The following is an 11,786-nucleotide window of genomic DNA, read 5'->3' as shown; positions in this document are numbered from 1 at the left end:
ATTCCCAGCACCTTGGCCGAAAGGGCCTCGGCGATCTGGGCGTCGGCGTAGGCGCGGGCCAGGCGGGCGAGGGTGTGGGAATCCCCGATCTTGCCGTTCTGGCGCGCCCAGTCGGCAGCGGCGTCGGCCATGCCGCGGATGTTGTTGTGGTAGTAGCCGCCGCTCTGCTCCTGGCCGAGCGCCGAGGCCATCACCTTCACCCCGCCGTTGATCTCGCCGATGCGGTAGCGGTCGGGGATGCGGACGTCGGAGTAGAAGGTGGCGTTCGTCCGCTCGTCCATGAAGGTGTAGACCGGGTGGATCTCCACGCCCGGCGCGTCGAGCGGCACCAGGAACATGGTCAGCCCCTTGTGCTTGGGCACGTCCGGGTCGGTGCGGGTGAGCAGGAAGACATAGCTCGCCCACTCGGCGCCCGAGGTGAACATCTTCTGGCCGTTGATGATCCAGTCGTCGCCGTCGCGCACCGCGCGGGTCTTGGCGGCGAACACGTCCGAGCCGCCCGACGGCTCGGTGTAGCCCAGCGCCGTGGTGATCTCGCCCGACGCCATCCGCGGCAGCACCTCGGCCTTCAGCTCCGGCGTGCCGAACTTGAGGATGGCGGCGCCCACCAGCCCGGTCGTGCTGCGCGGGGGCGGGGTGTAGCCGACCTCCTGCCAGACCGCGAGGCTGGCGCGGGTCGAGCCGCGATCGGCGGCGCGGCCGCCCCATTCGGTCGGCCAGTCGGGGAACAACAGGCGCGCCTTGCCCAGCGCCCTGTGGACCTCCCAGTCGTGCGACTCGAAGGAGAGGTCGTGCAGCTTGTGCTTCTTAGGGTCGAGGATGCCGGCGAACAGGGCGCGGGTCTCGGCGGCCAACTCCTCGCCGCCTTCCGGCGGATCGAAGTCGACCTGGACCAGGCCCGGATCCGGCGCCGCCGCGTCCTCGCCGAGCAGCAGCCGGCGGCCGGCGCGGACCAGCTCGTCCTGGGGATCGCCCAGCACCAGCGGCCAGGCCTTGGCGCGGCGGTGATAGAGCTGGATGTCGTACTCGTTCGACAGGCCGTAGCCGCCGAAGGTGTGCAGCGAGTGGGCCACCGCGCTGGTCGCGGTCCGCGCCGCCCACCAGAACATCATCGAGACCGCCGCCCCCGCCTGGGGGTGGCCGTCGGCCAGGGCCCTGAGCGTCCACCACAGCATCATCGCCCCGCCGTCGGCGTCGATGACGTCGTTAGCCAGGACGTGCGAGATCCCCTGGTTGGCGCCGATCGGGATCCCGAAGGCGATGCGCTCGCAGGCGTAGGCCGAGGCCATGGCCAGCGCCTCGCGCGACAGGCCGACCAGAGCCGCGGCGGTGAGCAGCTTCCACTCCTCGATCCCCGCCGCCCAGATCTTCGCCGCGTCGGCGTTGCTGGCGATCACGTGGCGCTCGCCCCGGCCGGGGGTGAAGGCGCCGATGGCCGAGCCGCCCAAGGTGGAGGGCGCCTCCAGCGGCGCGGCCGGGACCTCGATCGCCACCTCGCGCCCGTCGAAGGTCAGCACGCCCTTGGCCGCCGCCCCGCCGGGGACCAGCTGCGTCTCGCCGGGCTTCGCCTCATGCAGGGCGAGCGTGAGCACCGTCTCGCCATCGCGGACCTTGTCGATCCAGGCCTTGGCGGTCTCCCCGCCCAGTTCGCCCAGGACCCTGAGCGCCACGATGGATTCGGCCAGCGGCGCCGCGGCCAGCCGCCGGCCGGCCTGCTCCAGCACCAGGGTGGTGTCGAACAGGCCGAGGCCCCCGCCGCCCGCGTCGGCCGACAGCCGCATGAACGGCGCCTCCAGCGCCACCAGCTCGCGCCACAGCGCCGGATCGAAGCCGACGGGCTCGGCGGCCCGGACCCGCGCCGGTGTCGATTCCGTCGCGAAGAACCGTTCGAACATCTCCTTGATGGGCAGGCTGTCTTCGGGCAGGTCGAGTTTCACGCGGGGGCCTCCTGGAAATCGAACCGGGACGTACGATGCGGCGGCGCAATCACGTGCGGCGTTCCTGCGCTTCCTCCCTCGCCCGCGACGACGCCTGACCGGCGGGTCGCCGCAGGACGCGGCCCTAGACCGTTTACGCAGATTGAAGCCGATGTCTATTCAGCTCTGCCCTGCCTGCGGGACGCAGGGCGACCGCATATGGGCTCAACCGAAACAGGCCGGCGCTAGGCTAGCAGGTCGTAGGCGTTGCGCCTGATCAGCCAGCCGTCCCCGGCCCGCACGAGGGTGATGTCGCAGACCGCCATCACCGGCCCGCGGCCCTCCATCCAGGCGGTCACGTAGTTGTAGAGCTTGGCCTTCACCTCGTCGCGGCTCGCGCCATAGACGCAATTCAGGTTGCCCGCGGTGTGCCGCACCTGGCCCTTGAAGGCGGTCCAGGTGGCCTCGGCAAATCCCTTCAGCGCCTCGCGCCCCGCCAGCGGCTGCGGTGTCGCCGGCCCGGCGAACACGCCGTCCTCGGTGAACATCGCCGCCCATTCGTCGGCCTCGCCGCTGTCGATGTGGAAGCAATAGCGGCCAAAGTGGTCGGCGATCGAAACGTAGTCGTCGGTGGAGACCCGCTGGCCCATACCGCCCTCCTCTTCAGGGATCCTCAGGAAATCTTGCCGACCACCATGCCGACTTCCAGCTCCTCGCCGGTCGGGGCCAGGATCTGCAGCGTGCCGGAGGCGGGCGCCTCGATCTCCTGCGTCGCCTTCTCGGCCTCCAGCACGTAGATCGGCTGGCCCTCCTGCACCGCGGCGCCGTCGGCCACCAGCCACTCGGTGATGGTCCCTTCGGTCATGGTGAAGCCGAGCTTCGGCAGCATGATGTCCGTCATGGTCTTCGTCTGTCCCTTGCTTGCGCCGGCGGCGACCGTCGTCCGCCAAGCCCGCGCCTTCCGTTCCGTCGCGCAAGCTCTATAACGCCCCGCCGCCCGGCGCCAAGCTTCCTGGCCCGCAGCGTCAGGACCGAAGGGCGCGGACAGTGCCCGGGCGTACAGTCGCCCCCGGCTAACCGACGCCATTTCATTTCCATTGACCGCGCCGCTGCGGATGCCGAAAAGACGTAGAGCTCTCAAAACCCGCGGACGGCGTGCTGCGGGACGTCAGGGAAGGATCCGGACTTGTCAAAGACCGTCGTCATCAGCGGAGTGGGCCGCTCCACCGTCGGCCGCAAGCTGGGCATCAGCGGCATCAAGCTCGCCATCGAGTCGATCGCCGACGCGCTGGAGGACAGCGGGCTGTCGCTGAAGGATATCGACGGCGTCTCCACCTGGCCGGGCCAGAACCAGCAGATGAAGGGCACCGGCCCGGTGGGCGTGCCGCAGATCAAGGAGGCGCTGCGCCTCGAGCTCAACTGGTTCAGCGGCGGCAGCGAGGCCCCCGGCCAGCTCGGCGCGTTCATCAACGCCTACGCCGCCATCGAGGCGGGCCTGGCGCGGCACGTCGTGGTCATCCGCACCGTCGTCGAATCCACCGCGCAGGCGGCGATGCGCGCCGCCCCGCCGCCGAAGCAGGAGGCGCCGCAGCCGGTCGGGGGGCCGATGCAATGGCTGCTGCCGTTCCACGCCTTCTCGCCCACGAACTGGTTCGCCCAGCACGCCGCCGCCCACTTCGCCAAGTACGGCACCACGCGCGAGCAGCTGGGCCAGATCGCCCTGAACGGCCGCCGCAACGCGCTGCTGAACCCGGTGGCGCTGATGAAGACGCCGCTGACGATGGACGAGTACCTGTCGGCGCGGATGATCTCGACGCCGTTCTGCCTCCTGGACTGCGATCAGGCGGCCGACGGCTCGGTGGCGGTGATTCTGTCCCACCGCGACGCGGCCAAGGACCTGAAGCACAGGCCGATCACGGTGGAATCCGTCGGCGGCGCCCTGCACGGCCGCGACTCCATCGACCAGTTCGTCGACATGGCGACGATGGAGGGGCAGGTGGACAGCGCCAGGATGATGTGGGCGCGCACCGACCTGAAGCCCAAGGACGTGGACTTCGGGGCCATCTACGACGGTTTCAGCTTCCTGACGCTGGCCTGGCTCGAGGCGCTGGGATTCTGCGGCCGGGGCGAGGGCGGCGCCTTCATCGAGGGCGGCCACAACATCTCCCGCGAGGGGATCTTGCCGATCAACACCGACGGCGGCCAGCTCTCCGGCGTCCGCCTGCACGGCTACGGCTTCCTCTACGAAGCCTGCAAGCAGCTCTGGGGCGATGCGGGCGAGCGCCAGCTCACCCGCAAGCATCAGGTCGCCGCCGTGGCGGTGGGCGGCGGTTCCCATGCGGCTTGCACCCTGCTCACGCTCTAGGTTGCACCTTTTGGTTGATCAATAACGATTTTACAATCTTATAGGGGTTTCCTGCGCCGCTGGAACGGGAGCGGTTCATGGACGACGTCAGCACGCGGCGCGGATTGATCCTGGCGGCTGGGGTGCTGGGAATCCTTGGCTCGGCCTCGATCATCGCCGCCGCCTTCGCCGAAACCCATGTGCATCGGCCGGCTCCGCGCGACTCGCCGGCTTCGTCCCAGGCGCCGCCCCCCGCCGTCGGACCGGCCGCGCCCGTCAAGCCCTAAGCTTTCGATCTGGCCCTCGCCACGCTCCGCCGGTCCCGGTCGCCGCCGCGCCACAGCCGCAGGCCCGAGACGACGCAAAACGCCAGCGCGGGAAGTGCGCGCAGGGCGCCCGGCAGGGTCAGCGCATAGCCCAGCGGCTCGCGCCGGTAGTCCACCCCGTCCCCATCGGTCGCCCCGTCGATCGGGAAGGAGCCGACGAACCGGTCGCGCACCACGACGGCGACCTTGCATCGCCAGACGCCGCAGATGACCGCGAGCGCGTCGTTCCCGTCGCGCACCCAGTAGCGCGACGGATGGCGGGCCGGCGGCTGGGGCGGCTCCAGACCGATGTTCCGCGGCGCGCGGATCACCGTATCCTCCCGCAGGCAGGCGTGCGGCATGTACTCGCCAGGCGACCAGCGCCGCGCCGGGCAGCCCGCCGGCGTCCGGTAGGGCCCGGCGTCCACCGAGAGGTCGGGCGTCAGATCCCGCGGGACCCTCCAGCCGGCGTCGGCGCGCGCGCCGAGGATCGCGAAGGTCGCGCCGAAGACGCACAGGACGAAGCCTGCGAGCCACGGGAGCTGCATCCCGCGGCCGGCCGCGTCGCCCGCTTGGGCGCCCGACGATGACGGCGATAGTTCCATGGACCGGCCCCCCATCCCGATCCGGGATAGCAACCTGAGGTTAAGGCGGCGTTGCCCGCGTGAGTTGCGGTGATCAATTCCTCGCCCGCGCGGCGTCGTCCGCAACCAGGCGGTCACAGGCTCTCCCTGGATCATCTCGAACCCCGGGCCATAAGGGAAACGGCCACCGTCGTCCCGGGCTCCCGGCCGCGGCGCCGAAACCGGGAGGCCTGAGGTTCAGAGCACGATCCCGGCCCGCTTCAGGTTTTCCACCGCGTGCTCGTCGAAGCCCAGCTCGGCCAGCACCTCGGCGGTGTGCTCGCCCAGGTTCGGTCCCCGCCGCAGCGCGCCGATCGGCCGCTCGTCGAACTGGGCCGGCGAGACGCCCACCATGTAGTCCGGCGCCCCGTCCGTCCCGCCCACCGGCGACACGAAGCCGTTGATCAGCGCCTGCGGGTCGGCGGTCACCTCCTCGGGGTTGAACAGCGGCGCCCAGACCCCTTCCATGGTCTCCAGCTTCTTCACCCATTCGGCCAGCGTGTGCTGCAGGAAGGTCTTGTCGAGCTCGGTGATCAGCGCCCCCCGGTTCTCGTAGCGGGCGCGCGGGTCCTTGAAGCGCGGATCATCGATCAGCTCCGGCCGGCCGACGTGGCGGGCGAAGTCCGGCCACCACTTGGGGATCAGCAGGCAGAGGTTCAGCCACCGCTCGTCACTGGTCCGGTACATCATGACCAGGGGGTTGAAGTGCTCGTGCCGCGGGAGCTCGCTCGGGGCCCGCGTCACCCCCAGGCTCGACATCGCGATCAGCTGCGACATCAGATAGGTCCCCACCATGTAGAGGGCGTTGTCGACGATGGAGCCCTTGCCGGTCCGCTCCCGCTTGAAGAGCGCCGCGGCGATCGCCCCGGCCGTGGTCACGCCTCCGGTCAGGTCCCCCACCGAGGCCGGCCCCGGCGGCGGCTCGCGCCCGGGTAGGGTCTGCTGGTTGGCCAGCCCCCCACGGCACCAGGTGGACGGAAAGTCGAACCCGCCCTGCGCCGCCAGCGGCCCCTGCAGGCCGTAGCCGGTGCCGCGGGCGTAGATCAGCCGCGGATTGAGCTTGAACAGGTCGGCCGGCTCGATCCCCAGCTTCCGGCGCGCTGCGGCCCGCAGGTTGGTGGTGAAGACGTCGGCGTCCTTCACCAGCCGGTAGAGGATCTCGCGGCCCTCCGCCTGCGTCAGGTCCAGCGCCAGCGAGCGCTTGCCGCGGTTGCCCGCCTCGAAATAGGGGTTGAAGCCGCCAGCGTTCAGGTTGGGGATCTGCAGCGTGCGCATGGGGTCGCCGCCGTTGGTGGTCCGCTCGATCTTGATGACGTCGGCGCCCCAGTCAGCCAGCACCATCGCCGCCGCCGGTATGAAGGTGTGCTCCGCCACCTCGACGACCCGCACGCCCTGCATCACGTCATACACCGCAATCCTCCTCCAAGCCGAAGCCCTGTCATTTTTCCCAATGGGCGGGCTGGACGCTGAGGTGTCAATGGCGCGGAGGCGGCGGTAGGCTTACCTCGCCGCCCCGCTCCAAACAGTTCCAGCAACTCGGTCCGCCATGTCCCGTCCGCCCCTGCCGCCCTTCACCGCCGAGACCGCCGCCCAGAAGGCGCGCCTGGCCGAGGACGCCTGGAACAGCCGCGACCCCGAACGTGTGGCGCTGGCCTACACCGAGGACAGCGTCTGGCGGAACCGGGCCGAGTTCGTCACCGGCCGCGCGGAGATCGCCGCCTTCCTGCGCCGCAAGTGGGCGCACGAGCTTGACTACCGCCTGATCAAGGAACTCTGGACCCATGGCGCGGACCGCATAGCCGTCCGCTTCGCCTACGAATGGCGCGACGATTCGGGCCGGTGGTTCCGCTCCTACGGCAACGAGAACTGGGAATTCGACGGCCAGGGCCTGATGCGCCGGCGCATCGCCAGCATCAACGACCTGCCGATCGCCGAGGCCGAGCGCAAATACCGCTGGCCCCTGGGCCGCCGCCCCGACGACCACCCGGGACTGAGCGACCTGGGGCTTTAGACCGGGCCGCGGCCGCGTTAGCCGGCCGGCAACGCTTCCTGCGCCAGGATCGGCCAGGACGTTGTGAACGAGTCGACGATGCGCACCGCACGCCTGCCTCTCCTGGGCCTCCTGCTGATCTGCGCCGCGCCCACGGCGGCGCTCGCAGACGCGTTCGAGGACGCGGTTCTAGCCGAGCTCAACCACGTGCGCGCCCACCCGGCGGCCTACGCCCGCGAGCTGGGCGACGAGACCGGCAACGCCGACGCCTACGAGGATCCCGACGCGGTGGATGACGCCATCGGCTTCCTGTTGCGCCAGGCGCCCCTGCCGCCGCTGGCCGCCAACAGCCGGATGGCCGCCGCCGCCCTGGCCCACGTCCGCGCCCAGGGTCCGCGCGGCGACGTGGGCCACGGCGCGCCCGGCGCGCTGGGCCGGCGTCTGCAGAGCCAGGGCGTCTTCGCGGGCCTGGCCGCCGAGACCATCTCTTACGGCCAGCCGTCGCCCCGCGCCGTCGTCCGCCAATTGGTCGTCGACAGCGGCGTCCCCAGCCGCGCCCACCGCAAGGATCTGTTCGGCCAGGCCTTCCAGGCCGCCGGCGTCGCCTGCGGCCGCCACGCCGTCTATGGCGGCATGTGCGTCATCGACTTCGCCGGGGCGCTGGTCCGGCGCTGAAGCGATCGGTCCGCCGCGTCGCGCGGCGCGTCAGGCCGGCTTGAACAGCGGCACGTACACTTCGCCGTGCTGCTCGAAGGTCACCTGCACCGGCATGCCGGTGATCACCTGATCGGGGGCCACGTCGACGATGTTGGTCGTCAGGTTCACGTCGTCCTGCTCGGCGATGTTGACGATGGCGATCGCAAAGGGGACCGCCATGCCAGGCGCGAAGGGCTGGTGGTTCACCGTCACGCTGCGCACCGTGGCCGCGCCGGACACCGCCTTGGGGGCCAGGTCTGCGCTCAGGCACTTGGGGCACACCGGGCCCGGCGGGTGGAGGTAGTGGTCGCAAGCGTCGCAGTGCAGGAAGCGCAGCTTGCCGTCCGCGCCCGAGGTCCAGAAGAACCGGTTGTCGTCGTCCAGCTTCGGTATCGGCCGCCACGGTTGGCTCATAGGGTCCCTCCTCTACGCCTTTGCGCCGCGGCCCGGTGAGAGCAGCGCGAACGCCCTGAAGTCAGGGCAGGTATTCATCATCTTGCCGGCCGAAACGCAATGTCCGCCCGCGTTTCGAAGTTCGAGCGCCGTTCATGCCTCGGCGCCTCCGGCGTCTGCGGGCCCTGAGGTTTGCGGGGTGGAAGGCCGAAGCGCAATCGTTTCCTGCAGCGGCGGACGCCGCCCGAGGCGGATTGCTGCACCGCAACGATGCTGCGGCGGCGACGGAACTCGCAGCCCAACCCGTTCCAGGCTGCAACAACCGACTGGAACCGGCGGGAATTAGACCCTAATCCAGCCCTGCTTTCTCTGCTGACTCGCGACCGCCGCCGGGTCCGTCGGCGCGGCGCCGCAGTGAAGCGGCGGGTGTCGGGCGGTCGACACGGAACGCGCATCACGGCTTCGCCGTTAAGGCGGCGCCGCCGGCGCCGGCGTCAGGAGCAGCGATGAACGACAAGGGCGCCGGGATGCGCATCGGACGCAGGCCCGGGCGGCGGATCCTGGTGATCGGCGGCGTGCTGGCCGCCTTGGCCGCCGTGGCGGTCCTGGCCTGGTTCCTCGCCCATCGGGGCGGCGCAGGCGACTCGCAGGGCCCCGGCGGCCGGCGCGGCCGGCCCGCCACCACCGTCGGCGTCGCCACGGCGACCCAGGCCGACGTGCCGGTCATCCTCGACGCCCTGGGCACGGTCACGCCCGCGGCCACCGTCACCGTCCGGCCGCAGGTCTCCGGCGTCATCACCGAGATCCTGTTCCGCGAAGGCCAGATGGTCCGCCGGGGCCAGCCGCTGGCGATCATCGACCGGCGCCCCCTGCAGATGGCGCTGATGCAGGCGGAAGGCACGCTCGCCCGCGACGCGGCCCAGCTCGCCAACGCCCGCCTCACCCTGACGCGCTACAAGACCCTGCAGGCTCAGGACTCCATCGCCCGGCAGGACGTGGACACCCAGGACGCCCTGGCCCGCCAGCTGGCCGGCACGGTCACGGCCGACAGGGCCGCGGTCGGGACCGCCCGCCTCAACCTGGGCTACAGCCGCATCACCGCCCCGGTCAGCGGCCGCGTCGGCCTGCGGGTGGTCGATGTCGGCAACTACATCGGCGCGGGCGATTCCAACGGCCTGGTGGTGCTCACCCAGGTGGCTCCCATCGACGTGGCCTTCACCCTGCCGCAGGACGACGTCGCCCGGGTGCAGGCCCGCGCCGCCCAGGCGGTGCTACCGGTCGCCGCGCTGGACCGCACGCGCACCGTTTCCCTGGGCCACGGCCGCTTCTCCACCCTCGACAACCGCATCGACCCCACCACCGGCACGGTCAGGGCCAAGGCCCGGTTCGACAATGGGAACGGCGCCCTGTTCCCGGCCCAGTTCGTCAACGTCCACCTGCAGCTCGACACCCTGAAGGCCGCCGTGGTCGTGCCCGTCACCGCCGTGCGCGCGGGGTCGGACGGCGCCTACGTCTGGCTGCTCAAGTCCGACCGCACGGTGACCCGGCGCAAGATCGTCCCCGGCCCCACCCAGGCCGACAAGGCGGTGGTCTCGCAGGGGCTGAAGCCGGGCGAGCGGGTGATCACCGAGGGCGGCGACCGCCTCACCGAGGGCGGCAAGGTGCAGCTCGCCGGCGACCGCCCGGCTCGCGGCGGCGGCCAAGGCCAGCACGGCGGACGCCGCCGCCGTGGCGGCCAGGCCGGCGGGGGCGGAGGCGCGCCCGGCGGGAGCGGCTGATGTCGGACTCCTCCGACGCCGAACGGACGCCCGGCCCCGAGGGTCCCAGCCCGTCGCGCCCGTTCATCATGCGTCCGGTGGCCACGTCGCTCCTGATGCTGGCCATCGTGCTGGCCGGGGTCCTGGGCTTTCGCCTGCTGCCGCTCTCGGCCCTGCCGGAGGTGGACTACCCCACCATCCAGGTCCGCACCATCTATCCGGGCGCGAGCCCCGAGGTGATGGCCCAGACCGTCACCGCGCCCCTCGAGCGGCAGTTCGGCCAGATGTCCGGTCTCTCCCGCATGAGCTCCACCAGTTCGGCGGGCGCCTCGGTGATCACCTTGCAGTTCAACCTGGGCGAGGCCCTCGACGAGGCCGAGCAGGAGGTGCAGGCCGCCATCAACGCCGGCGGAAACCTGCTGCCCGCCGACCTCCCCGCCCCCCCGGTCTACGCCAAGGTCAACCCGGCCGACGCCCCGGTGATCACCCTGGCCGTCACCTCCCAGGACCTGCCGCTCACCGAGGTGCAGAACCTGGTGGACACCCGCCTCGCCCAGAAGATCAGCCAGGTGGCCGGCGTGGGCCTGGTCTCCCTCTCCGGCGGCCAGCGCCCCGCGGTGCGCATCCAGGCCGACACCCAGGCCATGGCCGCCGCCGGCCTGGGCATGGACGCCCTGCGCAACGCCATCGCCGCGGCCAACGCCAACAGCGCCAAGGGCGGCTTCGACGGCCCCACCCGCGCCTACACCATCAACGCCAACGACCAGCTGGTCACCGTCGAGGACTACAAGGCCCTGATCGTCGCCTACCGGAACGACGCCCCGATCCGCCTCGCCGACATCGCCCGAGTCGTCGACAGCGCCGAGAACGTCAAGCTGGGCGCCTGGGCCAACGAGACCCCGGCCATCATCCTCAACGTCCAGCGCCAGCCCGGCGCCAACGTCATCAAGACCGTCGACGCCATCAAGGCCCGCCTGCCCGACCTCACCGCCTCCCTGCCCGGCGCCATCAAGGTCAAGGTGCTATCCGACCGCACCACCGGCATCCGCGCCTCGGTGCACAACGTGGAGATGGAGCTGCTGCTGGCCGTGCTGCTGGTGGTGCTGGTGATCTTCCTCTTCCTGCACTCCTGGCGCGCCACGCTGATCGCCAGCCTGGCGGTCCCGGTGTCGCTGATCGGGACCTGCGGCGTCACCTACCTGCTGGGCTACAGCCTCAACAACCTGAGCCTCATGGCGCTGACCATCGCCACCGGCTTCGTGGTCGACGACGCCATCGTCATGATCGAGAACATCCAGCGCCATATCGAGGACGGCGAGCGCCCCTTCGAGGCGGCGCTGAAGGGGGCGCGCCAGATCGGCTTCACCATCATCTCGCTGACCGTCTCGCTTATCGCGGTCTTCATTCCGCTGCTCTTCATGTCCGGCGTCGTGGGCAAGCTATTCCATGAATTCGCGATCACCCTCTCGGTCGCGGTCGTGGTCTCGGCGGTTGTCTCGCTTACTCTGACACCGATGATGTGCGGGCGGCTGCTGCGGCCGATCGTACATGAACAACAGGCGTGGCCGGCGCGCATGACGGAGGCCGCCTTTGGACGCGTTGCGGCGCTCTATCGCGTGACGCTGCTCTGGGTGCTGGGGCGGCAGACGTTGACCTTGCTGATCTCGGCGGCAACGCTGCTCGGCACGGTGGCGCTCTATGTCATGGTGCCCAAGGGCTTCCTGCCGCAGCAGGATACCGGATCGATCGTGGCCGTGACGGA

12 protein-coding genes are annotated in these 11,786 nt (G+C 70.8%); 6 read left to right on the top strand and 6 right to left on the bottom strand.

The genetic code is table 11. The annotated features are described in order from the left end of the window. The 3 genes from VGL30_RS03055 to VGL30_RS03045 form a co-directional block, all read right to left on the bottom strand. Nucleotides 1–1,937 (bottom strand): acyl-CoA dehydrogenase family protein (locus tag VGL30_RS03055; protein WP_331536648.1); only part of this gene is annotated, 1,937 nt, incomplete at its 3' end. Between the two features lie 224 nt (nucleotides 1,938–2,161). Then, complete coding sequence (locus VGL30_RS03050; RefSeq protein WP_331536646.1) at nucleotides 2,162–2,566, bottom strand: nuclear transport factor 2 family protein; 405 nt, start codon at nucleotides 2,564–2,566, stop codon at nucleotides 2,162–2,164. A 23-nt stretch (nucleotides 2,567–2,589) separates the two neighbouring features. Then, nucleotides 2,590–2,817: a lipoyl domain-containing protein gene (locus tag VGL30_RS03045; RefSeq protein WP_331536644.1), complete on the bottom strand. Its 228-nt coding sequence runs from the start codon at nucleotides 2,815–2,817 to the stop codon at nucleotides 2,590–2,592. 285 nt (nucleotides 2,818–3,102) lie between these two features. Here VGL30_RS03045 and VGL30_RS03040 point away from each other — a divergent pair, with 285 nt between their 5' ends. Further along, nucleotides 3,103–4,281, top strand: coding sequence for a thiolase family protein (locus VGL30_RS03040; protein ID WP_331536642.1), 1,179 nt, complete (start codon nucleotides 3,103–3,105; stop codon nucleotides 4,279–4,281). Between the two features lie 77 nt (nucleotides 4,282–4,358). Then, nucleotides 4,359–4,547, top strand: coding sequence for a hypothetical protein (locus tag VGL30_RS03035; protein WP_331536640.1), 189 nt, complete (start codon nucleotides 4,359–4,361; stop codon nucleotides 4,545–4,547). Here VGL30_RS03035 and VGL30_RS03030 read toward each other — a convergent pair. Both VGL30_RS03030 and VGL30_RS03025 read right to left on the bottom strand, forming a co-directional pair. After that, nucleotides 4,544–5,113 (bottom strand): hypothetical protein, encoded by a 570-nt coding sequence (locus VGL30_RS03030; RefSeq protein WP_331536638.1) that lies wholly within the window; start codon nucleotides 5,111–5,113, stop codon nucleotides 4,544–4,546. The two genes, VGL30_RS03035 and VGL30_RS03030, sit on opposite strands and share 4 nt — an antisense overlap. Nucleotides 5,114–5,386: 273 nt before the next feature. Further along, a complete protein-coding gene (locus VGL30_RS03025) occupies nucleotides 5,387–6,598 on the bottom strand; it encodes a CoA transferase (protein ID WP_331536636.1) in 1,212 nt (403 codons plus the stop codon). Between the two features lie 136 nt (nucleotides 6,599–6,734). Here VGL30_RS03025 and VGL30_RS03020 point away from each other — a divergent pair, with 136 nt between their 5' ends. Further along, nucleotides 6,735–7,199: a nuclear transport factor 2 family protein gene (locus VGL30_RS03020; RefSeq protein ID WP_331536634.1), complete on the top strand. Its 465-nt coding sequence runs from the start codon at nucleotides 6,735–6,737 to the stop codon at nucleotides 7,197–7,199. Between the two features lie 78 nt (nucleotides 7,200–7,277). Beyond that, nucleotides 7,278–7,853 carry a CAP domain-containing protein gene (locus tag VGL30_RS03015; protein ID WP_331536632.1) on the top strand — a complete coding sequence of 192 codons (576 nt, stop codon included), beginning with the start codon at nucleotides 7,278–7,280 and terminating at the stop codon, nucleotides 7,851–7,853. Between the two features lie 30 nt (nucleotides 7,854–7,883). On the opposite strand, the gene VGL30_RS03010 is transcribed toward VGL30_RS03015, so the two are convergent. Beyond that, the gene (locus VGL30_RS03010; protein ID WP_331536630.1) at nucleotides 7,884–8,288 is read right to left on the bottom strand and encodes a Zn-ribbon domain-containing OB-fold protein; all 405 of its coding nucleotides are present in this window, start codon (nucleotides 8,286–8,288) and stop codon (nucleotides 7,884–7,886) included. 485 nt (nucleotides 8,289–8,773) lie between these two features. On the opposite strand from VGL30_RS03010, the gene VGL30_RS03005 reads away from it, so the two are divergent. Both VGL30_RS03005 and VGL30_RS03000 read left to right on the top strand, forming a co-directional pair. After that, nucleotides 8,774–10,045, top strand: coding sequence for an MdtA/MuxA family multidrug efflux RND transporter periplasmic adaptor subunit (locus VGL30_RS03005; protein WP_331536628.1), 1,272 nt, complete (start codon nucleotides 8,774–8,776; stop codon nucleotides 10,043–10,045). Further along, the coding region (locus VGL30_RS03000; RefSeq protein ID WP_331536626.1) for an efflux RND transporter permease subunit at nucleotides 10,045–11,786 on the top strand (1,742 nt) is incomplete at its 3' end. The genes VGL30_RS03005 and VGL30_RS03000, both read left to right, overlap by 1 nt.

Source organism: Phenylobacterium sp. (assembly GCF_036502675.1).
GTDB lineage: Bacteria > Pseudomonadota > Alphaproteobacteria > Caulobacterales > Caulobacteraceae > Phenylobacterium.
The sequence above is the reverse complement of the archived record's forward strand: the minus strand, read 5'-3'. Positions and strand labels throughout refer to the sequence as shown.

Bases quoted from the DNA above. Each gene is read 5' to 3' on its own strand.
- VGL30_RS03050 (WP_331536646.1), bottom strand. From the start codon at position 2,566: ATGGGCCAGCGGGTCTCCACCGACGACTACGTTTCGATCGCCGACCAC.
- VGL30_RS03045 (WP_331536644.1), bottom strand. From the start codon at position 2,817: ATGACGGACATCATGCTGCCGAAGCTCGGCTTCACCATGACCGAAGGG.
- VGL30_RS03035 (WP_331536640.1), top strand. From the start codon at position 4,359: ATGGACGACGTCAGCACGCGGCGCGGATTGATCCTGGCGGCTGGGGTG.
- VGL30_RS03030 (WP_331536638.1), bottom strand. From the start codon at position 5,113: ATGCAGCTCCCGTGGCTCGCAGGCTTCGTCCTGTGCGTCTTCGGCGCG.
- VGL30_RS03020 (WP_331536634.1), top strand. From the start codon at position 6,735: ATGTCCCGTCCGCCCCTGCCGCCCTTCACCGCCGAGACCGCCGCCCAG.
- VGL30_RS03015 (WP_331536632.1), top strand. From the start codon at position 7,278: ATGCGCACCGCACGCCTGCCTCTCCTGGGCCTCCTGCTGATCTGCGCC.
- VGL30_RS03010 (WP_331536630.1), bottom strand. From the start codon at position 8,288: ATGAGCCAACCGTGGCGGCCGATACCGAAGCTGGACGACGACAACCGG.
- VGL30_RS03005 (WP_331536628.1), top strand. From the start codon at position 8,774: ATGAACGACAAGGGCGCCGGGATGCGCATCGGACGCAGGCCCGGGCGG.